Source organism: Saccharopolyspora sp. NPDC002578 (assembly GCF_053592695.1).
The window spans coordinates 28,704-50,983 of the sequence record NZ_JBSFWJ010000018.1 but is presented as its reverse complement, the minus strand read 5'-3'; the positions used below and the strand labels follow the sequence as shown (position 1 = coordinate 50,983).

20 protein-coding genes, 1 pseudogene and 1 riboswitch are annotated in these 22,280 nt (G+C 71.0%); of the genes and pseudogenes, 15 read left to right on the top strand and 6 right to left on the bottom strand.

Translation table 11 applies throughout. From position 1 onward, the window contains the following. Positions 1-2: 2 nt before the first annotated feature. Both ACWD38_RS11730 and ACWD38_RS11725 read right to left on the bottom strand, forming a co-directional pair. Positions 3-806, bottom strand: coding sequence for an ABC transporter permease (locus ACWD38_RS11730; protein WP_450124033.1), 804 nt, complete (start codon positions 804-806; stop codon positions 3-5). Continuing rightward, a complete protein-coding gene (locus ACWD38_RS11725) occupies positions 803-1,570 on the bottom strand; it encodes an ABC transporter permease subunit (protein ID WP_184483311.1) in 768 nt (255 codons plus the stop codon). Before ACWD38_RS11725 ends, ACWD38_RS11730 begins: the two co-directional genes overlap by 4 nt. Before the next feature lie 686 nt (positions 1,571-2,256). On the opposite strand from ACWD38_RS11725, the gene ACWD38_RS11720 reads away from it, so the two are divergent. The 5 genes from ACWD38_RS11720 (at position 2,257) to ACWD38_RS11700 (ending at position 8,495) form a co-directional block, all read left to right on the top strand. Further along, positions 2,257-5,910, top strand: coding sequence for a nitrate- and nitrite sensing domain-containing protein (locus ACWD38_RS11720; RefSeq protein ID WP_450124032.1), 3,654 nt, complete (start codon positions 2,257-2,259; stop codon positions 5,908-5,910). Between the two features lie 20 nt (positions 5,911-5,930). Beyond that, complete coding sequence (locus ACWD38_RS11715) at positions 5,931-6,338, top strand: roadblock/LC7 domain-containing protein (protein WP_184485825.1); 408 nt, start codon at positions 5,931-5,933, stop codon at positions 6,336-6,338. 46 nt (positions 6,339-6,384) lie between these two features. Further along, complete coding sequence (locus ACWD38_RS11710) at positions 6,385-7,266, top strand: DUF742 domain-containing protein (protein WP_184483307.1); 882 nt, start codon at positions 6,385-6,387, stop codon at positions 7,264-7,266. A 13-nt stretch (positions 7,267-7,279) separates the two neighbouring features. Next, on the top strand, positions 7,280-7,879 hold the full coding sequence (locus tag ACWD38_RS11705) for a GTP-binding protein (protein ID WP_184483305.1): 600 nt from the start codon (positions 7,280-7,282) through the stop codon (positions 7,877-7,879). 310 nt (positions 7,880-8,189) lie between these two features. Beyond that, on the top strand, positions 8,190-8,495 hold the full coding sequence (locus ACWD38_RS11700) for a HigA family addiction module antitoxin (RefSeq protein ID WP_450124031.1): 306 nt from the start codon (positions 8,190-8,192) through the stop codon (positions 8,493-8,495). Positions 8,496-8,560: 65 nt separating this feature from the next. Here the strand turns inward: ACWD38_RS11700 and ACWD38_RS11695 are convergent, their stop codons facing one another. Next, a complete protein-coding gene (locus tag ACWD38_RS11695; protein ID WP_184483284.1) occupies positions 8,561-10,819 on the bottom strand; it encodes a helicase-associated domain-containing protein in 2,259 nt (752 codons plus the stop codon). A gap of 196 nt (positions 10,820-11,015) precedes the next feature. On the opposite strand from ACWD38_RS11695, the gene ACWD38_RS11690 reads away from it, so the two are divergent. The 4 genes from ACWD38_RS11690 (at position 11,016) to ACWD38_RS11675 (ending at position 14,715) form a co-directional block, all read left to right on the top strand. Then, positions 11,016-11,204, top strand: a complete 189-nt coding sequence (locus ACWD38_RS11690) for a hypothetical protein (RefSeq protein ID WP_184483282.1) — start codon at positions 11,016-11,018, stop codon at positions 11,202-11,204. Positions 11,205-11,467: 263 nt separating this feature from the next. Further along, positions 11,468-12,922 (top strand): NAD-dependent malic enzyme, encoded by a 1,455-nt coding sequence (locus ACWD38_RS11685; protein ID WP_184483281.1) that lies wholly within the window; start codon positions 11,468-11,470, stop codon positions 12,920-12,922. A 261-nt stretch (positions 12,923-13,183) separates the two neighbouring features. Continuing rightward, positions 13,184-13,663 carry a cyclic pyranopterin monophosphate synthase MoaC gene (gene moaC / locus ACWD38_RS11680; protein WP_184483279.1) on the top strand — a complete coding sequence of 160 codons (480 nt, stop codon included), beginning with the start codon at positions 13,184-13,186 and terminating at the stop codon, positions 13,661-13,663. A 95-nt stretch (positions 13,664-13,758) separates the two neighbouring features. Then, positions 13,759-14,715, top strand: a complete 957-nt coding sequence (locus tag ACWD38_RS11675; protein WP_184483277.1) for a molybdenum cofactor biosynthesis protein MoaE — start codon at positions 13,759-13,761, stop codon at positions 14,713-14,715. A 748-nt stretch (positions 14,716-15,463) separates the two neighbouring features. On the opposite strand, the gene ACWD38_RS11670 is transcribed toward ACWD38_RS11675, so the two are convergent. The 3 genes from ACWD38_RS11670 to moaA form a co-directional block, all read right to left on the bottom strand. After that, positions 15,464-16,090: a transglycosylase family protein gene (locus ACWD38_RS11670; RefSeq protein WP_450124030.1), complete on the bottom strand. Its 627-nt coding sequence runs from the start codon at positions 16,088-16,090 to the stop codon at positions 15,464-15,466. Between the two features lie 19 nt (positions 16,091-16,109). After that, positions 16,110-16,223: riboswitch (cyclic di-AMP (ydaO/yuaA leader) on the bottom strand. 627 nt (positions 16,224-16,850) lie between these two features. Next, positions 16,851-17,147: a MoaD/ThiS family protein gene (locus tag ACWD38_RS11665; protein ID WP_184483273.1), complete on the bottom strand. Its 297-nt coding sequence runs from the start codon at positions 17,145-17,147 to the stop codon at positions 16,851-16,853. A 6-nt stretch (positions 17,148-17,153) separates the two neighbouring features. Beyond that, complete coding sequence (gene moaA / locus ACWD38_RS11660) at positions 17,154-18,212, bottom strand: GTP 3',8-cyclase MoaA (protein ID WP_343071599.1); 1,059 nt, start codon at positions 18,210-18,212, stop codon at positions 17,154-17,156. Positions 18,213-18,384: 172 nt separating this feature from the next. On the opposite strand from moaA, the gene ACWD38_RS11655 reads away from it, so the two are divergent. From ACWD38_RS11655 to ACWD38_RS11630, 6 genes and pseudogenes are all read left to right on the top strand, one after another. After that, complete coding sequence (locus tag ACWD38_RS11655) at positions 18,385-18,783, top strand: TOBE domain-containing protein (protein WP_184483271.1); 399 nt, start codon at positions 18,385-18,387, stop codon at positions 18,781-18,783. Between the two features lies 1 nt (position 18,784). After that, complete coding sequence (gene modA / locus ACWD38_RS11650; RefSeq protein ID WP_450124029.1) at positions 18,785-19,549, top strand: molybdate ABC transporter substrate-binding protein; 765 nt, start codon at positions 18,785-18,787, stop codon at positions 19,547-19,549. Then, entirely contained in the window at positions 19,546-20,355 is an 810-nt protein-coding gene (locus ACWD38_RS11645) for an ABC transporter permease (protein WP_450124028.1), read from the top strand. Before modA ends, ACWD38_RS11645 begins: the two co-directional genes overlap by 4 nt. Before the next feature lie 56 nt (positions 20,356-20,411). Then, positions 20,412-20,834: pseudogene (locus ACWD38_RS11640) on the top strand (ATP-binding cassette domain-containing protein); the annotation flags it as partial. Positions 20,835-20,855: 21 nt separating this feature from the next. Next, complete coding sequence (locus ACWD38_RS11635) at positions 20,856-21,449, top strand: TOBE domain-containing protein (RefSeq protein ID WP_450124047.1); 594 nt, start codon at positions 20,856-20,858, stop codon at positions 21,447-21,449. 26 nt (positions 21,450-21,475) lie between these two features. Continuing rightward, the gene (locus tag ACWD38_RS11630) at positions 21,476-22,240 is read left to right on the top strand and encodes an HAD-IIA family hydrolase (protein ID WP_184485820.1); all 765 of its coding nucleotides are present in this window, start codon (positions 21,476-21,478) and stop codon (positions 22,238-22,240) included. The last annotated feature ends 40 nt before the right edge of the window (positions 22,241-22,280 follow it).

Below are 22,280 nucleotides of genomic sequence, written 5' to 3'. Positions count from 1 at the left end.
GGTCATCCTTTCGCTTGAGCGGGCTGGTCGGAGACTTGCTGCCAGCTCAGCGCGCGCCGCTGCACCGCGAGCAGGCCGGTGTTGAGCAGGTAGCCCAGCAGCGCCAGCAGCACGATCCCGGCCCACAGGTCGGGGAACTCGAACTGCTGCTGCGCGTAGATCAGCTGGAAGCCGAGGCCGGAGCTGGCGCCGACCATCTCGGACACCACCATCAGGATCAGCGCCTGCGAGAGGCTGACCCGCAGCCCAGCGAAGATCTTGGGTGCGGCGGCGGGCAGCACGATCCGCGTCCACCACTGCCAGCGCCCGATGCGGAACGCCGCGGCGGTGTGCTGCTTGACGGCGTCCACCGAGGCCGCGCCGTCGGCGGTGTTGAGCACGACGGTGAACACGGTGCCGAAGATGATCGTCGCCAGCTGCATCGGCGTGCCCAGGCTGAACAGCACGAGGAACAGCGGCACCAGCGCCGGGGTCGGCAGCGAGCGGCAGAAGTCCAGCAGCGGCCCGACGTACTCGGTGGCCGTGCGGGAGCGGCCGAGCGCGATGCCGACGACCACGCCGATCACGCCGGAGATCAGCCAGCCGCCGAACAGCCTGCCCAGGCTGGGCAGCACGTCGCGGAAGACGGCGTCGGTCAGCCACAGCTGCGAGGCGGGCCCGGTCAGCCAGATCTCCCAGGCGTGCGCCACGATCTCCGTCGGCGGCAGGAAGTAGACGTTGCCCGCGGCGCGGGTGGCGAGCTCCCAGAGCGCCACCGCGATCAGCAGCAGACCCCACTTGCCCAGGAAGTTCCGGAGTAGCGTCACAGTTCCTCCCGGCTCTCGGTCCAGCCGAACAGCCGGCGTTGCGCCTGCTGCAGCCCGGAGTTGATCAGGTATCCGATGGCGCCGACGATGACCGTGCCCGCGAGCACCAGGTCCATCTGCCCGCCGCCGCTGCTCGCTTCGAGGATGAAGGTGCCCACGCCGCGGGCCCCGCCCGCGATGAGCTCCACGACGACCACGACGACCAGCGCGATCGAGGCCGAGATGCGGATGCCGGTGGCGATGAACGGCGCCGCGTGCGGCAGCGCCACGGTGAACATGGTGCGCACCTTGCCGAAGCCGAAGGACCGCGCGATGTCGGTGTAGAGCGGGTCCATCTCGTCCAGCGCGTACATGGTGTTGAACAGGATCGGCCACAGCGCGGCGTAGGTGGCGAGCACGATCTTGGTCTCGGGGCCGGAGCCGAGCAGCAGCATGAACAGCGGCAGCAGCGCCACCGCGGGCAGCGGGCGCAGGAACTCGACGACGGTGAGGCCCGCGACCCGGGCGGGGCGGACGCTGCCCAGCAGCAGGCCCAGCGGGATCGCGATCAGCGCGGCGAGCCCGAGCGCGATGAGGAAGGTCAGGATGGTCGCGATGGTGTCCAGCGCGAACTCCGCGTCGGTGCCGAGCAGTTCGACGATGCGCGGTCCCACCGTGGAGGGCGGCGGGATGAAGCGGGCGTCGAGCACGCCGAGCGCGCAGCAGAGCTCCCAGAGCACCAGCAGGCCGGCCAGTCCGGCCAGGCCGCGAGCGAGTCGGGCCACCGGTCAGCTCCTTTCCGGCGGTGCGCAGGGATCGCGGCGGGGGCGGGTGTCGCTGCCGGAGGCGGTGCGCATCCTGACTGTCTCTCCTCGCTGAACGGCGTGGATGTCCCGGTGTCGCGGGCTCGGGCCGAGCGGGTCCGGGCGCCGGTCGGCAGGTGGGCGTACCACGTGCTGCGAACGGCCCACGGCGGCACTGTCGTCGCTGGTCGAACGGATGATGATCACCCAGGCGACGGTGTCGATGAGCTCGGCTCTAAGGTGCTCTCAGTGCTTGTAGTACGGCGGTCGTCGATCGACCGGGACTCGCGGAGCCGCAGAGCCGGTCGTGAGCCTAGGTGATAGCCCGAACGGGTGGTAGGTCGGGCGTTTCGGATATCCGGAACGCGCGACGGACACGGTGAGTGATGGGCTAGGTCAAGACTGCCGATGCTCCTCTTTGGAGTGAAGGCAGCGCCCGGGTACGTTACCTTCCGTGTCCTTACCCACTTCCCCGTCGACGGTCGTCGCAAGTACCCTGTGCTGCGCTGGAACGCTGGGCGTCCCGGTACCGTCACAACGGGTGCCGGTCCGCCTTCCGTGGCGAGATTCGGCCTGCTGAGCTGCAGGTTCGATCCTGAGCGCGGTGCAAGTGTAGATTTTTCGTGAGCGGTGCGAGCCTCCGCTGCTGTCGGAAGAGGAAGCCTGGAGTGGCCCGAGGAGACACAGGTCGCGAGCGCCTGAGCCGCACGGAGCAGGCGGACGCCGGTATCCACCACATGGGCGAGGCGCTCGGCACCGAAGGTCAGTTGCTCGGCACCGATAGTCAAAGTGCTTCGCTGGACCTGGGTTCCGCGCATCCGCGGTCCGGTCAGGACAGTGGTCCCGGCGACTGGCGACTGAGTAACTGGCGACTGCGCACCAAGCTGTTAGCGGTCCTGCTCATCCCACTGATCAGTGCGGTCGTCTTCGGCGGCCTGCACATCTACGACGGGTTCAGGGAAGCCCGTCTGCTCGAACGGACGCACCAGCAGGTGCACCTGGAGAAGGCCGCCGACGACCTGACGCACGCCTTGCAGCGCGAACGCGACCTCGCGGTCGCCCACGTCGCCGCCGGCCGGTCCGGTGACCGGGTCCCGATGGAGGAGGCCCGCGGCGCCGTCGACACCGAACTCGGCGAGTTCCAAGGCCTGATCGGGCAGAACGACTCCGACGTCGCCGCCCCGTACCGCATCGCGGCGGGCAACCTGGACGGTCGGCTCAAGAGCCTGCGCGACTCGGTCGACACGACCCAGTACCCGCCGGAAGGCGTGCTGCGCACCTACAGCCAGAGCATCAGCGCGCTGCTCGACCTCGGTCAGCAGAGCGTCAGCAACATCGGCGACTCCAACCTGCTGCGGCTGACGCTGGCGACCAACGCCGTCGCGGACGCGCAGGAAGCGGCCTCGGTCCGGGCCGCGCTGCTCAACGACGCGATCCGGGCGGGCCAGTTCCGCACCGACCAGAACCGCCAGCTGCTCGCCGCCGAGGCACAGCTGCAGACGGCGATCAGCGACTTCAACGCCGTTGCCACGGAACCGCAGCAGCAGCTGTACCGGGACACCGTCACCGGTGCCGACGTCGACCGCGCGAACAGCATGTCGCAGACCGCGCTGGCCTTCGACAGCGCCGAGCAGTCGCTCAGCGGCCTGAACCCGCAGGAGTGGGACGCGGTCGCGAACAACAGCGTGGACCTGATCGACAAGGTCGGCGGCACGCTGCACGAGCGCCTGGAGGAAGCGGCCAACGACGCGGCCTCCGGAGCCCAGCAGCGCACCATCGCGATCAGCGTCGCCACGCTGCTGGCCCTGGTCGTGGCGCTCGCCGTCGCCCTGGTCATCGCGCGGTCCCTGCTGGGTTCGCTGCGCACGCTGCGCCGCTCGGCGCTGGACGTGGCCGACCGCGGGCTGCCGGAGGCGGTGCGTTCGATCCTGACGGACTCCGGTCCGGGCTCGGGTTCGCTCACGCACATCGAGCCGATCCCGGTCTACAGCCGGGAGGAGATCGGCAAGGTCGCCCGCTCGTTCGACGCGGTGCACTCGCAGGCGCTGCGCCTGGCCTCCGAGCAGGCACTGCTGCGGAACAACGTCAACGACCTGTTCGTGAACCTGGCCCGCCGCAGTCAGACCCTGGTGCAGCGGCAGCTGTCCCTGATCGACCGGCTGGAGCAGGACGAGCAGGACCCGGACCAGCTCTCCAGCCTGTTCGAGCTGGACCACCTGGCGACCCGCATGCGCCGGAACAACGAGAACCTCCTGATTCTCGGTGGCACCGACCTGACGCGGCGGATGATGCAGCCGGTCCCGCTGACCGAGGTCGTCGGCGCGGCCGTGTCCGAGGTGGAGCAGTACACCCGCGTCTCGGTCGCCGACTCGCCGGAACTGGGCATCCAGGGCCGCGTGGTCAACGACTTCGTGCACCTGGTGGCGGAGCTGCTGGAGAACGCCACGGTGTTCTCCAACCCGGACACCGACGTCACCGTCCGCACCGCCTACCGCAGGCAGGAACTGGTGCTGGAGATCCGGGACCGCGGCGTGGGCATCGACGCCGCCGAGCTCGGCGAGATCAACGAGCGCCTCACCCGGCCCCCGGAGATCGACGTCGCGGTGTCCCGCCGGATGGGCCTGTACGTGGTCGGGCAGCTGGCCCGCCGCCACGACATCCGGGTGGACCTGCGCAACAACGGCGACCTCGAAGGCGGTGTGACCGCCAGCGTGCGGCTCTCCGGCGAGTTCGTCGTGCAGCTGACCCCGGACGGTCCGCGGCCGATGCCCGACGTGCAGCGGGTCTCCGCGGACGACCGGGACGCGACCGACACCGGCACCCACCTGGGTCTGGCCGCCGCGTTCGGCGGGGCCGCCTCCAACGGCCGCCCGGCGGACTCGGCGTCGCAGCTGCCGCCGGTGGAGCCGTCCGGCACCGACCCGGAGCCCTCCCGCACCACGCAGGTGCCGGTGAGCAGCAACGGGCACGGCGGCATCGAGAAGACGCACGTCTCCCCGGTGTGGATCACCGAGGAGGACGAGCCGGAGCCCGCGCTCGAACCGCAGGACGAGCCGCAGAGCCCTGAACCGGCGGCGGCGCGTCAACCGGAGGTCGAGCAGCAGGACGTCCAGTGGCAGGACGGGGCCGAGGACGAGCCGGCGGGCGACGAGCCCGGCGACTACTCGTTCCGCGTCGCGTCGGGCGATGCGTTCGGCGTGAGCGACGTGCCGCGTTGGCACACCGCCGAGCAGGCCGCCGTCCGGCCGGACGGCGAGCCGCCCACCGCCGTGAACCGCCCGGCCGCGGAGCAGAGCTCCGAGGTGTGGCCGGACGAGGAGTCCCGCGCCGACGCGGACTTCGACGGCCAGTGCGGAGCCCCCCCAGGATTGGACGCGCCGCAGTTGGGTGAGGACGTGACGACCACGCTGGGCCGTGTCCAGGGTGAACCGCAGGACTTGTTCCACAGCCCGTACGAGGCCGAGAAGACGCAGCAGATCACGCGTCCGCCGAACGGTTTCGACTGGGACGCCGGCCTGCCCGCGGAGGAGCCGCGCGATGCGGCGCCGTCGGCGGGGGCGGCTTCGAGCCCGCCGCCGCTGGGCTACGCGCACCAGGCCCGCCGCGAGGGCGACGACGCTCCGACGGAGCGGCTGCCGATCTACGAGGCGGTGCTCTCGCAGTGGTTCCGCGAGGGCAGCGACGAGCCGACGCCGGAAGCGACCGCGCCCAGCGCGGGGTCGCTCAGCCTGGACTCGTCCGGTTCGGGAACTCGGTCCGCCGAGTCCTCCACCGACGCCCAGGCGGACTCCGGCGCGACGGCGGACACCGGTGCGAGCACCGGCCGCCGGGCTCGTCGGGAGGCGATGGAGCAGCACGATCCCGAGCCGATCAGCGGCTCGGATGCGCTCGACGCGACCAGCGGGTTCAGCGCCGTCGGCGGGGAGAACCCCGCGGCCGGTGGTGCGGACACGTCGACGCCGGGCCGTTCGGACAGCGGCGGGCACATCCTTGCCACGCCGCCCGATCCGGGCTGGGGTTCGGCGGATGTGGGCTGGCAGGCCGCCGAAGCATTGGTGGCGCAAACCCGCCAAACCCAGGAGACCACCGCGGCGGGGCTGCCCAAGCGGGTTCCGAAGTCGAACCTGGTACCGGGCTCCGCAGCACCGCGAACGCAGTCTCCGATGCCGACGAAACCTGCCGCACCGCGTTCGGCCGATGCCGTTCGTGGACGGATGTCCAACTTCCAGAGCGGCGTCCGGCGTGGTAGGCACGCAAAGGCAGAACCAGTCTCGACCGAACCGCCCCGCTCGACCCCGAGCCGTCCCGAGGAGCAGGAGTGACCGGGTCCGTCCAGCAACCCATGAGCCAGAACAGCTTCAGTTGGCTGATCACCGATTTCGTGCGCCGGGTTCCCGGCGTCGCGCACTCCGTCGTGGTCTCCGCGGACGGCCTCCTGCTGGCAGGTTCGCAGGGCCTGCCGCGGGATCGCGCCGAGCAGCTGTCCGCGGTCGCCTCCGGGCTCGTCAGCCTCACGCAGGGCGCAGCGCGCTGCTTCGAGGCGGGCGACGTCACGCAGACCGTCGTGGAGATGGAGCAGGGCTACCTGTTCCTCATGTCCATCAGCGACGGGTCCTGCCTGGCGGTGTTGGCGGCTCCGAACGCCGACATCGGCCTGGTGGCCTACGAGATGACCCTGCTCGTGGAGCGGGTCGGCAAGCAGCTCACGCCCGAACTGCGCGCGCAGTTGCAGGGCATGGTCCGGCGATGATTCTCGCCGTGCCGTTCGAATCGGCGACGTGTGAGGGGGATTCGTCATGAACTCCGGTCCCGATCCGAACTGGGACGGCGACCTGTTCCGGATGTACAACCGCGGCGGCGGAGCCGACTCCTGGCAGGACGACTTCGTCGACGATCCGCGCGGCGGGCAACCGGAATCGTGGCCCGGTTCGTCGGGCGGTTCCGACTACAGCCGTGCGCTGTTCGGCGGACCCGGAGCCGACCTGTTCGGTTCCGGGATGTCGTCGTCCTCGATGCCGTCGGTGTCGTCGGGTTCCGTGCCGGGACCGTCGAACCCTGCTCCGCAGGACCAGGGTTCACCGCTGGACCTGCCCTACGGCCACAGCTCGCCCGGTGCGGGCGCGCACGGCCGGCAGTCGTCCGGTTGGGATTCTCGGGGCTGGGATTCGCAGGCCGGGAGCGGTTCCCGCGGGCAAGGGCGCCACGACAGCGGCCCGCCGTCGGGTTCGATGCCGTCCCTGTCGCAGTCCTTGCCGCCCGTGTCGCAGTCGCTGCCGTCGATCTCCGGATCGATGCCCGCGATCCCCGGTGGTCCGTCGGATCACGGGGAAATGCAGGACACGGGCTCGTTGGTGCGACCCTATGCCCGAACGAGGGGCCGCACGCGGACCGATTATGATCTTGCTATCGAGACGCTGGTCTCCACCAGCGAGCGTGGCCGGGGGCAAAGCAACCCGGCGACGCCGGAGCACCGCTCCATTTGCGGGCTCTGCGTGGAGGCCCGGTCGGTCGCCGAGGTCGCGGCCCACTTGCGGCTGCCTCTGGGTGTGGTGCGGGTGTTGATCGGTGACATGGCCGGACTCGGCTTGGTCCTCATCCACGAGAACGGAATGGTCGTGGGAGACGGACCGTCGATGGAATTCTTGGAGAGGGTGCTCAGTGGCCTCCGGAAGCTCTGATCCCCGGGCGATCATGCAAAATCAAAGCAGCGGCAAGACCTCGACCAAGATCGTCGTCGCCGGCGGTTTCGGGGTCGGCAAGACGACCTTCGTCGGCTCGGTCTCCGAGATCATGCCGCTGACCACCGAGGCGGTGATGACCGAGGCGAGCGTGGGTGTCGACGACCTCACCGCGACGCCCGGCAAGGTCACCACCACGGTCGCGATGGACTTCGGCCGGGTTTCGCTCGATTCCGACCTGATCCTGTACCTGTTCGGCACGCCCGGACAGCACCGGTTCTGGTTCATGTGGGACGACCTGGTGAAGGGCGCGATCGGCGCCATCGTGCTGGTCGACACCCGCCGCCTCGCGGACGCGTTCGCGTCGATCGACTTCTTCGACGACCGGCAGCTGCCGTACGTCGTCGCGGTGAACACGTTCGACGGCATGTTGCACCACAACATGGAGGACGTGCGGGAGGCGCTGACGATCGACAAGTCGGTCCCGATGATCTCCTGCGACGCCCGCAACCGGGAGTCCACCAAGACGGCGCTGATCACGCTGGTCGAGCACGCGATGCGCCAGCGCCTGTCGATGCCTGCTTCGTCGTCGAAGTCCCAGGCCAAGAGCTGACAGCCGGAACGCGGTCCACGGGGAGACCGCGTTCCTCGGCTCGGCGGTGCCCTGGCCTCCGCTCGGGGTGACCCTGCCCGGTTCCGCGGAACCCCGAGGCCGTAACGCTTGGCGTTATTACCGCATTGCGTCAACGCCGCTCGGCGGAAGTCGGCCACCTTCCACGCAGCCGAACACGTCGAGGACCTCCGAGTGCCGCCGGGCGATCGCTTGGAGAAGCCGACGGGAAACAAGGCCGGCAGTACAGCACTCGCCAACGGCGCCGCTGCTTCTGGTGGGACGACGGTGACGCGCGCCAGGGAGGCCCGCGATGAGCGACGAACGCGTCATGGACCCGGTGCACCCGGGCGAAATCCTCAACGAGGAGTACCTGCAGCCGCTGGGCATCAGTCAGTACCGGCTGGCCAAGGAGATCGGGGTTCCGGCACGGAGGATCAATGAGATCGTGCACGGCGCCCGGCGCATCAGCGCTGACACCGCGCTGCGCATGGCGCGCCACTTCGGTACCACGGAGCGCTTCTTCCTCAACTTGCAGGAACACTACGATCTTGAGGTCGAGAAGGATCGGATCGGAGACGAGCTCGACCGGATCGTTCCGCTCGCCCACGCCGTCTGAGCGCGCGAACCGGTGACCCGCGTACGTCGCGGGCGCGTGTCCGCCACCTCACGGCGCGCCGGGGATCAGTCCTCGACGACCGCTACGGATGTGATGCGGTGCAAGGGGAATCGGCCCGGTTCGCCGCTGCCCCTGTCGACGCCTTGGAGGACTCCGCCGCCGACGCTGACGGGTTGCACGACGACCTGGCTGGACACGCCGTTGGAGTTGACGAAGCCGAGCCACACGCTGCGCTGCTGGGCGGCGGCGTCGCGCAGCAACCGCAACGTCGCCTCGGCGCTGGGCCTGCCGCGCTCGGGGCTCATGGCGCTGCCCCTGCGCACCGAGCCCGCGCGGTCACCGGAGCGCAGCTGCGCGATGAGCTCCGCGAGCTGCTCCTCGCCGGGCGGGGTGGGCAGCGCCGCCTGCTGAGTCGTCCTGGCGCGACCGCGCACCCGGTGGCCGTCGGAACGCAGGTCCAGGATCTGGCCGTCGGGGCCTTCGGCGGCGGGGGCGAACCCGGCCGCTCGCAGGCCGTCCAGCACCTCCACCAGCGGTAGCGGGCTCACCAGCACGGTGGGCGCGATGCGGCGCAGTTCCAGCTCGCCGATGCCGGGACTGGCCAGCACTTCCGCCAGCAGCACCGAATCGTCGCAGCGCAGGAAGGCCGACGCGGTGCCCGCGCGGAGCCTGCCGTGCCTGCGCGCCACGTCGTCGATCAGGTACGTCAAGCCCTGCGGGATGGGGGTGCGGGACCGGTCGCGGAACAGCGCGTGCAGCTCGTCGGCGCTGCGGCCCGCGTCGAGCGCGCGGCGTACGCTGCTCTCGCCGACCCGGTAGACGGTGGCGCTGCCCGCGGACTCCACATCGGCCACGAGGTTCATGTCCGCGGCCAGGTCCGGTTCGAGCCTGCCGGGCGCGACGACCGTCAGGTCCGCCTGCACCAGCACGTGGTCCAGCGGTTCCGGCAGCGCCGAGGTCAGCACCTGCGCCGCCGTGCTCGCGTCGTCGAACAGCACCGCGCGCCCGGCGCTCGACAGCGCGCCCAGCGCGACGACGCCCAGCGCCGTCGCCTCCCGCAGCGTCCAGCGCACCAGGTCGTCGCGCAGCCGGCCACCGCGGCGCGGAGCGCGCCAGGCCAGCACGGCCGCCGCGTCGTCGGCGGCGCGCACCCCGTGCCCGCCGGGGAGTTCGTCGAGCAGGCCGAGGATCCGGTGCCGGTCGCGGGGCGCCAGCGGGCGGCGCAACTCCTCGGACAACGGGCCCAGCAAGCGGTCCTTCTCGTCGCGCGCCCCGATCAGGCCCGGCAGCCGGGGCAGCTCCACCCAGCTCTTCGCCAGCGGTGCCCACCGCTGCTCCGGTCCGGAAGCGAGCCAGGTGTCGGCGCCGTAGGTGAGCGTCCACCGCGGTTCGCCGCCGTCGGTGGCGGCGAGGAGGTTCGCGGCCACCGCCAGCTCCACCAGCAGCGACACCCGGGCTTCGTCGACGTCGAGCTCCTTCGCGGCGCGGCGGATGTCGCGCACCCCGATGCCGCCGGAGCGCAGCACGTCCGGCGGGTCCTCGCTCCACAGGTGCAGCATCGACTCCAGGTGCCGCAGCAGTTCCAGCACTTCGCCCGCGGCGGTGGAATCCACCGTGGCCTGGTCGTGGGCGACGAGGTCGAGCAGCGGTTCCTCCGGCTCCACCGGTCCCATCGGGTCGGCGCCGCGGACCGCGAACGCGAGCTGGCGGGGCAGCTCCACGGTCTCGGTGTCGCGGCGCAGCAGCAGGCCCTTCGCGAGCAGCCGCTGCACCGGCGTCGCCGCCTCGTCGGCGGTGATCCCGCGCCCGGCGTCCTTGGTGCGCCCGATCGGCCGCGAGCCGGCGAGCTTGCTGACGAGGTCCCGCTCCTGCTCGTCGAGTTCGGCGAGCGCGGCGTCCGCGGCGTCGGGGGTGAGGTCGTCGGCGGGTCGGCCCAGCCCGGCGGGGAACGCGGGCAGCGCCTCCCGCGCGGTGGGCACCACGGCGAGCTCGGCGTCCTCGCCCCAGACCAGCGCGCGGCGCCGCAGCTCCTCCACGGCCCGCCGGGTCCGCTGCGGGGTCACGCCCGAGCCGAGCATCTCGGCGACCGCGTCCAGCGGGACCGGCGCCGAATCCGCGTCCAGCAGCACCAGGGCTTCCAAGGTGGACAGCGCGAACGAGTCCAGGTCCTCGCAGGCGCGCGCCACCGACGAGCGCACCCCCGCGCGGGTGGCCAGCACGGACGTGTCCGCCGGCGGGGGCGTGGCCAGGTCGGGCCGCATGCGCAGCAAGGCCGTGAGGTCCTCGTCGCCGCGTGCCCGCAGGGAGTCCGCGAGTGAAGCCATCCCCGCCACGATACCGAGTCCCCCCTGCGCAGCCCTCGGATCGTGAGTGATCAGGCACGGCGAGCGCCGGGTGCCGCGAGCGGGCGCTCCGACGGCGGGTGATTCGCGTCGTATCGGGCAGGGCGGGGTTCGATCGCGCCGCCGGATCGGGCAAACTGGGGGTCGTACGCCCACGACGACTTTCCGGAGGATCACCGTGGCCGGTGGCAACGCGAAGAAGGACCGCATCGACCCGACGTGGCCGCACGTGGGCGACGGGGAGCACCCGGTCAGCGAGCTGGTCGCCGACAAGCAGGGCGCGCTGTCGCCGTTCGGTGACGTCACGTTCCCCTTCGACGAGGGCACGTTCCCGTACGAGCACCCCGTCACCAAGATCAACAAGTGACTTCGGGCGGCTTCGGCCGCTCGCGCACCGGCCCCGGATCCCGCGCGGATCCGGGGCTTTCGTGCGTTCGGGGAGCTCCCTGTCAAGACCGACCCGTCGGTAACCGTGCCGGACGTCGATCACACTTGAGAAAGTTCTAGGCTTTTTCTCCGCCGGGTGAAGTTCAATGGCTTTGGTGGGCGCTGGATCTTGCCCCAGCCCCGAGTGGTGTGCTTCGGGCCCGGCGTTCAAGTTGAAACTTCGCGCGCGACAGGGGTGTGGCCATGCCGGTTCCAGGTCCGGGTTACTCGATCACGGTCCGAGTGGAGGCGCCGCCGTCGGCCAGCGCGGCGGGCGACCTCGCCAGCGCCATCGGCCGGGCGGGCGGTGTCATCACCGCGTTCGACGTCGTCGAATCGCACGCCGACCGCATCGTCGTGGACATCACCTGCAACGCGCTGTCGGCCGACCACGCCAGCGACATCACCGACCGGCTCGGCGAACTGCCCGGCGTCAAGGTCCGCAAGATCTCCGACCGGACCTTCCTCGTCCACCTCGGCGGGAAGATCGAGGTGAGCTCGCGGGTCGCGCTCGCCAACCGCGACGACCTCTCCCGCGCCTACACGCCCGGCGTGGCGCGGGTGTGCACGGCCATCGCGGAGAACCCCGAGGACGCCCGGCGGCTGACGATCAAGCGGAACTCGGTCGCCGTGGTCACCGACGGCTCCGCCGTGCTCGGCCTCGGCAACATCGGCCCGGAGGCCGCGCTGCCCGTGATGGAGGGCAAGGCGGCGCTGTTCAAGAAGTTCGCCGGCGTCAACGCCTGGCCGGTGTGCCTCGACACCCAGGACACCGAGGAGATCATCCGCGCGGTCGAGCTCATCGCGCCGGTCTACGGCGGCATCAACCTGGAGGACATCGCCGCGCCGCGTTGCTTCGAGATCGAGGCGCGGCTGCGGGACAAGCTGAACATCCCCGTGTTCCACGACGACCAGCACGGCACCGCCATCGTGGTGCTGGGCGCGCTGCGCAACGCGCTGCGGGTCGTCGGCAAGAACATCGAGGACTGCCGCATCGTGGTCTGCGGCGTCGGTGCCGCGGGCTCGGCGATCATCCGGCTGCTCCAGCACAAGAAGCCCGCCGACATCATCGCCGTGGACATCGACGGCATCGTCCACAGCGGGCGCGGCGACGAGGACGAGAACCTCCGCTCCATCGCGGCGGGCACCAACGTCGACGGGCGCACCGGCACCCTGTCCGACGCGGTCAACGGAGCCGACGTGTTCATCGGGGTGTCGGCGCCGAACCTGCTCAGCGGCGACGACGTGGCCACCATGCACGACGACGCGATCGTGTTCGCGCTGGCCAACCCGGACCCGGAGATCGACCCGCTGGAGGCGCAGCAGCACGCCAAGGTCGTCGCCACCGGCCGCAGCGACTACCCGAACCAGATCAACAACGTGCTCGCGTTCCCCGGCTTCTTCCGCGGCCTGCTCGACGCGCACGCCCACGAGATCACCGACGACATGATGATCGCGGCGTCGAACGCGATCGCCGACGTCGTCGACGGCGAGGAGCGGGTCAACCCGTCGTTCATCGTGCCGAGCGTCTTCGACACCACGGTCGCCCCGGCCGTCGCCGAAGCCGTCCGCAAGGCCGCCATCGCGGGCCGCACCGAGCAGCCCTCGCACGGCGGTTCCTCGATGCCCTGGTCAATGGCAGAAGACCTCGACTACTGAGCCCGGAGTGCCCGCCCGGTCGGTTTGGGCGTGTGGTCGGGTGGCGGAACCTCAGCTGCTTCCTCGCTGCGGGATCTTTTTCCCTAGTGGCTCCGCCACGAGGAAAAAAGCTGTCCTCGCGAGGAAGCAGCTGAGAACCCGCGGGTGGTCCGGTTGCGTGCTGGGTCGCTGCTCAGCGGCTTCGCCGCTGACAGGACGAGGACCAACGGTGCCGCTCACCTGGGAAGGCAAGATCAAGGGCGGGCCGTAAGGTTCTGCGGTATGGCGCAGGACGAGCTCACGCACGTGGACGAGTCGGGGGCGGCTCGCATGGTCGACGTCTCCGCGAAGGAGGCGACCGCCCGGACCGCCGTGGCCACCGGGGTCGTGCGCACCACCGCGGAAGTCCTCGCGCTGGTGCGGCGGGACGGGTTGCCCAAGGGCGATGCGCTGGCGACCGCGCGGATCGCGGGGATCATGGCGGCGAAGCGGACGCCGGACCTGGTCCCGTTGTGCCATCCGATCGCGCTGTCCGGCGTGAAGGTGCAGCTGGACCTCGGTGACGCGGAGGTCCGGATCACGGCCACGGTGCGCACCACCGACCGGACCGGTGTCGAGATGGAGGCGTTGACCGCCGTCACCGGCGCCGGCCTCGCGCTGCACGACATGATCAAAGCGGTCGATCCGGCCGCGGTGCTCGACGCCGTCCGCGTCGAGCGCAAGGAAGGCGGCAAAACGGGCACCTGGGTTCGCGAGGACTGATCGTCCCGCTGCCGGTGGCGGCTCGTAGTCTGGAGTTCGGCGCGGCGACGTGACGTCCCCGTCGTGCCTGCCCGCGATCGCAAGGAGTTCCGCCAATGCCAGCCCGCTCCGCTCGTGTCGTGGCCGCGTCGAACCGCGCCGCGGCAGGCGTGTACACCGACCGCACCGGCCCCGTCATCGTGGAGTGGTTGCGCGAGCGCGGTTTCGAGGTCGGCGATCCGGTGGTCGTGCCGGACGGGGAGCCCGTGGGCCGGGCGCTGCGGGACGCCGTGGCCGCCGAGATCACGGTGGTGATCACGACCGGCGGTACGGGGATCAACCCGACCGACCGCACGCCCGAGGTCACAGCCGAGGTGCTGGACCACCAGATCCCCGGTTTGGCCGACGCGGTGCGCGCGGCGGGGCTGCCGCAGGTGCCGACGGCCGTGCTGTCCCGCGGCGTGGCCGGTGTGAGCGGGCGGACGCTGATCGTCAACCTGCCGGGTTCGCGCGGCGGGGTCGCCGACGGGCTCGGCGTGCTCGACGGCGTGCTCGACCACGCGGTGGACCAGCTCCACGGCGGTGATCACGTGCCCGGCGGCGAGGTCGATCCGGCCGCCGAGGCCACCTCGGAGCCGGTCCGCGAGCACGCGGCGGTGCTGCTCGCCGAGGTCGCCGACCGCCCGCTGCTGGTCGAGGACGTGGCGCGCCTGGTGGAGGACCGGGCCGCGGGCGCGGTCGTCACCTTCGGCGGTGTGGTGCGCGATCACGACGGGGGCCGGGGCGTCACCGAGCTGGAGTACGTCGGGCATCCCAGCGCCGAAGAGGTGATCCGCGAGGTCGCCGCCGAGCTGGCCGGTCGCCACGAGGGGGTCCGGGCGTTGGCAGTGGCCCACCGGGTGGGCCTGCTGGCCATCGGCGACGTGGCGCTGGCCTGCGCGGTAGCCGCCGAACACCGCAAGGAAGCGTTCGCGGTCTGCGCCGAACTGGTCGACGAGGTGAAGCGCCGCCTCCCCATCTGGAAGCGCCAGGTCTTCACCGACACCACCGAGGAATGGGTCAACTGCCCCTGAGACGGTCTCTGCGCCCCGCGCGACGACCTCCAGCCCAAGGACCCTCGCGTCCCGGTCGATCTCGCTGACGCCCGTCCTTGAGCGTTCCAGGCACATCCAGATCTCAGCGAAGCAACGATCCCAGATCACTCAGCCTGCCCTCCGGCCCAAAGCGGGCGAAGTCCCACCCGCCCTACGGCCAAAGGCAGGCCAAGCGGCGCAGCCGTGCAGTGGGCGGCGAAGCGCACCTGCCTCGCGGCCGAAGGCCGTACCTAGCGGCGAAGCCGTGCAGTGGGCGGCGAAGCCCCGCCTGTCTTGCGGCCGAAGGCCGTGCGTTGCGGCGAAAGCCGTGCAGTGGGCGGGCGAAGCCACGCTTGCCTGGCGGCCGAAGGCCGTGCCTCGCGGCGCAGCCGTGCCTTGGACGAGCGAAGCGAAGTCTGCCTTGCGGCGAAGCCGTGCCTGTATGTGCGAAGCACATAGCCCACGTCGAGAAGCCGACCACCGGCGGGTTCTCAGGTGTCTTCTCGCGAGGACAGCTTTTTCCCTCGTGGCGGAGCCACTTGGGAAAAAGATCCCGCAGCGAGAAGACACCTGAGGTTCCGCAGAGCGACCACCAAAGCAAAAAGAGCCGTGAAACCCCCAAAAAGTGAAACGGGACCCTGCCGCTGGGGGTGGCGGCAGGGTCCCGGGTCTGGGAGTCGGGCCGGCCCGCACGGGGGAACGGGCCGGACGTCCGACTCCACGCCAGGTCAGGGACCTGGCCGGGTGATCACTTGATGTCGAGCTGCTGGCCCGGGAAGATCATGTTCGGGTCGTCCAGCACGTGGCTGTTGCGCTCGAAGATGTCCTGGTAGTTCACGCCGTACTGGCTGGCGATCTTGCCCAGGGTGTCACCGGTCTGCACCGTGTAGTCGGCACCGCCGGACTTCACGGTCGACTTCTTGGTGGACTTCTTGGAGCTGGTCTCGCTCTTCTTCGAGGAGGAGCTCTTCTCCGAGGAGCTGCTGGACTTGCTGCTGGTGCTGCCGCTGGTCCAGCTGGTCTTCGAGGTGCAGCCGGGCCAGGCGCCGGAGCCCTGCGAGGCGAGGACCTTCTCGGCGACCGCGATCTGCTCTTCGCGGCTGGCGTCCTTGGCGTTCGACGCGTACTGCGTGCCGCCGTAGGCGGCCCAGGTGGACGGGGTGAACTGGAGTCCGCCGGAGAAGCCGTTGCCGGTGTTGGCGCTCCAGTTCCCGCTGCTCTCGCACTGCGCGAGCTTGTCCCAGTCGGCGGCGTTGGCGGGTGCTGCGATCGCGATCGGGGCGGCGACCACGGCACCGGCGATGGCCAGCCGGGCGGCGTTGCGGGCGATGCCGGCGGTGGAAGGTTTGCGGTGCTTGCCTTCGTAGCGAGTCATTTCCCTCTCCTGCCGCGCTTGCGAGGTGAGCTGTCGGGTTCGGACTGAGAGGCAGCCCGGCCGGCTCGGGAGCCGGCTTCACCCCTAGGGCGTTCGGGGCGCCCAGTGGTGGTTCCCCCGCCCCTGTCCGGTTGGTTTCTTTCGGGGGTGGGAAGCCCGCCGGACAGGGTTCGGCGCTGCGGGCTTCCGTGGTCCTTGCTGATCGGTTCGGGGCCGACCGGAGAGCGACACTACGTAACCGATCGCCGAAGCGGAAATCTGAGCATATGTGACGGTCGTCACAGTAACGATGACTCGGGGGTGTCCGATCTCGATCGTTCTTGCTGATCAGAGCGTCGTTATCAAGTCGTTTCCGGGCTGAGATCGATCACCGTCAGTGAGGCGTGGCTCACCTCTTCGGCGCCCTGGAAACCTGCTCGTTGAGTGCTCGTAACTCCCGGGGTGCTCTGAATCGAGTCCGGATCAGGCGTGGATCGAGCAGATTTCGCGATCACTGACTGATCAAGCGGCGTGACTCTGAGTCAATGTCGACCTCGGTCGAGTGATCGACTCGGCGAGATCGCGGACGGAGTCGCGGGACCGGTTCGAAGATCAAGAGACGGTCGCCGGGGGCGCCGTCGGGCAGCGGTGCGGAGTCACTCGAACGCACACCGGAAAGTCACCCGGGGGAGTGTGTCAGACACGCCGGGGAGTGTTGTATTCGCGCACGCGCGCCTGCGCGGGCGGATCAATAAGGAAAGAACTCGATCGCCGCAGTCGTTCAGCCACCCGCGAACGGCGGCAGCACGTCCAGCTCATCGCCGTCATCGACCGAGGTCGAGCGGTCGCGCACCGCGACCCCGTTGAGCAGGAAGCTGCAGGCGGGCACGACGCTCGCCAGCCGCTCGTCGTGCGCGCCGAGCACCGCGTCGATCACGTCGGAGGCCCGCACCGGGCCCGGCGAGCCCGCGGAGACGCGCAGGGTCTCCTCGGCCACGCCGGCCGCGGCCCTGGCGCCGGCGAAGTAGCGCACCCGCACCGCCAGCGCGGTCGGGGTGTCGTCGAACTGCACCGTCATGGCTGGTCAGCCTCCGATCGCGCTCATCGGGCGGGACGGCTGGGCGAACCCGTCGTCGTCCATTCCGTGTCCGGCCTTCTTGGCCCACATCGTTTCCTGCCACAGCCGCGCCAGTTCGTCGTCCCCGGCGCCGTCGCGCAGCGGGCCGCGCAGATCGGTCTCGGTGGTGGAGAACAGGCAGGACCGCAGCTGCCCGTCGGCGGTGAGCCGGGTGCGGTCGCAGGCCGCGCAGAACGGCCGCGTCACCGACCCGATCACGCCGACCGTGCCCGGTCCGCCGTCCACCAGCCAGCGCTCGGCGGGGGCGGAACCGCGTTCGGCGACGTGCGGGGTGAGGGTGAACTCCTCGCCCAGCCGTTCCAGGATCTCGTCCGCGGTGATCATCTGGTCGCGGTCCCAGCCGTGCTGCGGGTCCAGCGGCATCTGCTCGATGAACCGCAGCTGGTAGCCCTCGGTCAGGCAGAACCGCAGCAGGTCGCCCGCTTCGTCGTCGTTCACGCCGCGCAGCAGCACCGCGTTCACCTTGACCGGTTCCAGTCCCGTCGCCTTCGCCGCGGCGAGCCCGTCGAGCACGTCGTCGAAGCGGTCGCGGCGGGTCAGCTGGTGGAAGGTGTCGGCGCGCAGGGTGTCCAGCGAGACGTTGACCCGGTCCAGCCCTGCCTCGACCAGCGCGTCGGCGTGGCGGTGCAGGTTGATCCCGTTGGTGGTCAAGGAGGTCTTCGGGTTCCCGGTCAGCGCGCTGGTGGCGCCGATGACGTCCACCAGGTCCTGGCGCAGCAGCGGTTCACCGCCGGTGAACCGCACGTTGGTGACCCCGAGGGTCTCCACGGCGATCCGGATGAGCCGGTTCATCTCCTCGGTGTCGAGCATCTCCTGGCGCTTCAGCCACGGCAGCCCCTCGGCGGGCATGCAGTAGGTGCAGCGCAGGTTGCACTTGTCGATCAAGGAAACGCGGAGGTCGGTGGCCACGCGGCCGAACCGGTCGATCAAAGCCGGGGTGTCCGGACGGGTCGACGTGTCGGTCGCGGGGCGCACGGCCGGGATGCCCAGGTCCACTGCGGTCACCGTTCGAGCCTAACCCTGCCCGGAGGGGTATTTCGATCGTCGTGCCCGGCTTTCTCCTGCCAGTACGGCGGATTCCTCACCTGCGGAAATCCACACCGGACGGTGCCCGGGGTGCAACTGCGTGTTCGATGACACTGTCTCAGCCGCAGCTGCGGCAGTAATCTGCACGACTGTGCCGCACTACCGGATTTCCGAAGCCGCCGGGCTGCTGGGCGTCAGCGACGACACCGTGCGCCGCTGGGCCGACGGCGGTCAACTGCCCACCGCGCGCGACGGCTCCGGCCGCCTCGTCGTGGACGGCGCCGACCTCGCCGAGTTCGCCCGCGACCAGGCGCGTGCCGTGCCCGACCCCTCCGGGGTGGGCAGGTCGGCCCGCAACCGCTGGGTCGGGCTGGTCACCGAGGTCGTCTCGGACCGGGTGATGTCCCAGGTCGAGTTGCAGTGCGGCCCGCACCGGGTGGTGTCGCTGATGAGCACCGAGGCCGTGCGGGAACTGGGGCTCGAACCGGGAGTGCTGGCGGTGGCGGTGGTCAAATCGACCGCCGTCGTGGTGGAGACACCGGGAGGCTGACGTGGTCAAACCCAGAGTTGTCGCGGTATTCGCCGGGTTCGTGCTGTTACTGGCCGGGTGTTCGACGGGCGGCACCGAGCAGGCGCAGGGCGAGCGGACGGTCACGGTGCTCGCCGCGGCCTCGCTCACCGAGTCCTTCGACGAGCTGGCCGGGCGGTTCGAGGCCGAGAACCCGGGGGTGAAGGTGCAGCTGGACTACGCGGGTTCGTCCACGCTGGTCGAGCAGCTCACCCAGGGGCGCCGCGCCGACGTGTTCGCGTCGGCGGACACCAAGAACATGGACAAGGCGACCGGGGCGGGCGTGACCGGCGCCGAGCCGCAGGTGTTCGCGACGAACAAGCTGACGATCGCGGTGCCGAAGGGCAACCCGGACCACATCGCCTCGCTGGCCGACCTCAACGCGCCGGGCAGGCTCGTCGTGCAGTGCGCGCCGCAGGTCCCGTGCGGTTCGGCGGCGCGGACCGTGGAGCAGGCGGCCGGGCTGCGGATCAACGCGGCCAGCGAGGAGAACGACGTCAAGTCGGTGCTGCGCAAGGTCACCGCGGGCGAGGCCGACGCCGGGCTGGTCTACGTCACGGACGCGAAGGCCGCCGCCGACCAGGTGCAGGGCGTGGACTTCCCGGAGGCGCAGCGCGCGATCAACGACTACCCGATCGTCTCGCTCAAGGACGCCCCGGAACCCGAGCTCGGAGCGAAGTTCCTGGACTACGTGCGCGGCCCGGTCGGTGCGGAAGTGCTGACGGCGCACGGTTTCGGCACCGAATGAGCCGGAGCCGGACGCGGCGGGCGCCCTCGGCGGGGTTCCCCGCCGTGCTGTGGGTGCCCGCCGCCTTCGCGCTGGCGCTGATCGTGCTGCCGGTGCTCGGCCTGCTCACCCGCGTAGACCCGGCGCGGCTGCCCGCGCTGCTGACGAGCTCGGCGGCAGTGGACGCGCTGGACCTGTCGGTGCGCACCTCACTGGTGGCGACGGTGCTGTCGCTGGTGTTCGGCGGCCCGCTGGCGGTGGTGCTGGCGCGGGCGCGGCTGCGCGGGGTGCGGGTGCTGCGGGCGGTGGTGCTGCTGCCGCTGGTGCTGCCGCCGGTCGTGGGCGGACTGGCCCTGCTGTACCTGCTCGGACGGACGGGTCCGCTGGGCGGCTTGCTCGACGACGCCGGGCTGCGGCTGCCTTACACGACGGCGGCGGTGGTGCTGGCGCAGACGTTCGTGGCGATGCCGTTCCTGGTGGTGGGGCTGGAGGGGGCGCTGCGCTCGGCCGACGCCCGCTACGAGCAGGTGGCGGCGACGCTGGGCGCGGGCCCGTGGCTGACGTTCCGGCGGGTCACGGTGCCGATGCTGCTGCCCGCGCTGGGGTCGAGCGTGGTGCTCACGTTCGCCCGCGCGCTGGGCGAGTTCGGCGCGACGATCACGTTCGCGGGCAGCCTGCAGGGCACCTCCCGCACGTTGCCGCTGGCCATCTACACCACCGCGCAGTCCGATGTGGATGCGGCGGTGGCGATGTCGTTGCTGCTGGTGGCGCTGGCCCTGCTGGTGATCGGCTTGGCGGGGACGAAGGCAGTGGAGGGACGCGCGTGACCGGTCTGCACGCCCGCATCGAGTTCGCCCGCCCCGAGTTCACCCTCGACGCGGAGCTGGCGGTGGCGCCGGGGGAGGTGCTGGCGGTGCTCGGCCCCAACGGCGCGGGCAAGTCGACGTTGCTCTCGGTGCTGTCGGGCCTGCTGGTGCCGGACCGCGGCCGGGTGGGCCTGGACGAGCACGTCTGGTGCGACACCGACCGCGCGGAGCACGTGCCGACGCACCGGCGCGGTGTCGGGCTGCTGGCGCAGAGCGCCTTGCTGTTCCCGCGCATGTCGGTGCTGGAGAACGTGGCGTTCGGCCCCCGCGCCGCCGGTGCGGGCAAGGCCGCTGCTCGGGAGACCGCTCGGCGCTGGCTGGACGAGGTGGACGCCGCCGAGTTCGCCGACCGCCGACCGGCGCAGCTGTCCGGTGGTCAGGCGCAGCGCGTCGCGCTCGCCCGCGCGCTGGCCGCCGCGCCGAGCCTGCTGCTGCTGGACGAGCCGCTGGCCGCGCTGGACGTGGACGCCGCGCCCGCCGTGCGCGGCCTGCTGCACCGGGTCCTGCGGGAGCAGCGGCAGCCGACGGTTCTGGTCACCCACGACGTGCTCGACGCCGTGGTGCTGGCCGACCGGGTCGCGGTGCTGGTGGACGGGCGGATCATCGAGCAGGGCCCGACGCGGCGGGTGCTGACCCGCCCGGCGGCGGCGTTCACGGCCCGCATCGCCGGGCTCAACCTGCTCACCGGTGCCGCCGCCGACGGCGGGCTCGTCTTCGGCGACATCCCCGTCACCGGCCGCACCGCGGAGGACCTGGAGCCGGGGGAGCAGGCGGCGGCGGTGTTCTCGCCGTCGGCGGTGGCCGTGCACCGGGAACGCCCGCACGCCAGCCCGCGCAACGCGGTGCCGGTGCGGATCGACGCGCTGGAGCCGCGCGGTGACGTGGTGCGGTTGCGCGCCGAGACGCGCACGCCGGATCCGGTGGTGCTGGCCGCCGACGTGACCCCGGCGGCCGTCGCCGACCTGGGGATGTCCGCAGGTGATGACGTGTTTTTCGTGGTTAAGGCCGCCGAAGTAGCCATCCACCCGGTGTCCGGAGGATCATCTGGGGCGTGACTGAGGAAGCGCCCTGGACGTACTTGATGGACATGGACGGCGTGCTGGTGCACGAGGAGCACATGGTGCCCGGAGCCGATCGGTTCCTGGCCGAGCTCCGCGAGCACGGCCTGCCGTTCATGGTGTTCACGAACAACTCGATCTTCACCCCGCGAGATCTGCGGGCCCGCCTGCACCGCACCGGCCTGGACATCCCGGAGTCGGCGATCTGGACCTCCGCGCTGGCGACGGCCCAGTTCCTGGAGAAGCAGCGTCCGGGTGGCAGTGCGCACGTCGTCGGCGAGTCCGGTCTGACGACCGCGCTGCACAACATCGGCTACGTGCTCACCGACCGCGACCCGGACTACGTGATCCTGGGCGAGACCCGCACCTACAGCTTCGAGGCGATCACGAAGGCGATCCGGCTCGTGGAGAACGGTGCGCGGTTCATCGCCACGAACCCGGACGAGAAGGGTCCGAGCAGGGAGGGCACGTTGCCCGCGACCGGTGCGGTGGCCGCGCTGATCGAGCGGGTCACGGGCCGGGCACCGTACTACGTGGGCAAGCCGAACCCGCTGATGATGCGGTCGGCGCTGCGGGCGCTGGGGTCGCATTCGGAGAACACGCTGATGATCGGCGACCGGATGGACACCGACGTGCGCTCCGGCCTGGAGTCGGGCCTGCAGACGATCCTGGTGCTGACCGGGATCTCCGACGAGAACACCGCGGAGCTCTTCCCGTACCGGCCCACGAAGGTGATCAACTCGGTGGGCGACCTGGTCGGCCACACCGCCGACCCCTTCGGCGCCTGAGCCCGGACGTGAACGGCCCGTCCGGTCGGACGGGCCGTTC

Excerpts from the sequence above, each read along its gene's own strand:
- ACWD38_RS11715 (WP_184485825.1), top strand. The coding sequence starts at position 5,931 with ATGAGCCAGAACAGCTTCAGTTGGCTGATCACCGATTTCGTGCGCCGG.
- ACWD38_RS11710 (WP_184483307.1), top strand. The coding sequence starts at position 6,385 with ATGAACTCCGGTCCCGATCCGAACTGGGACGGCGACCTGTTCCGGATG.
- ACWD38_RS11705 (WP_184483305.1), top strand. The coding sequence starts at position 7,280 with ATGCAAAATCAAAGCAGCGGCAAGACCTCGACCAAGATCGTCGTCGCC.
- ACWD38_RS11700 (WP_450124031.1), top strand. The coding sequence starts at position 8,190 with ATGAGCGACGAACGCGTCATGGACCCGGTGCACCCGGGCGAAATCCTC.
- ACWD38_RS11695 (WP_184483284.1), bottom strand. The coding sequence starts at position 10,819 with ATGGCTTCACTCGCGGACTCCCTGCGGGCACGCGGCGACGAGGACCTC.
- ACWD38_RS11685 (WP_184483281.1), top strand. The coding sequence starts at position 11,468 with ATGCCGGTTCCAGGTCCGGGTTACTCGATCACGGTCCGAGTGGAGGCG.
- moaC (WP_184483279.1), top strand. The coding sequence starts at position 13,184 with ATGGCGCAGGACGAGCTCACGCACGTGGACGAGTCGGGGGCGGCTCGC.
- ACWD38_RS11675 (WP_184483277.1), top strand. The coding sequence starts at position 13,759 with ATGCCAGCCCGCTCCGCTCGTGTCGTGGCCGCGTCGAACCGCGCCGCG.
- ACWD38_RS11670 (WP_450124030.1), bottom strand. The coding sequence starts at position 16,090 with ATGACTCGCTACGAAGGCAAGCACCGCAAACCTTCCACCGCCGGCATC.
- ACWD38_RS11665 (WP_184483273.1), bottom strand. The coding sequence starts at position 17,147 with ATGACGGTGCAGTTCGACGACACCCCGACCGCGCTGGCGGTGCGGGTG.
- ACWD38_RS11645 (WP_450124028.1), top strand. The coding sequence starts at position 19,546 with ATGAGCCGGAGCCGGACGCGGCGGGCGCCCTCGGCGGGGTTCCCCGCC.
- ACWD38_RS11630 (WP_184485820.1), top strand. The coding sequence starts at position 21,476 with ATGGACATGGACGGCGTGCTGGTGCACGAGGAGCACATGGTGCCCGGA.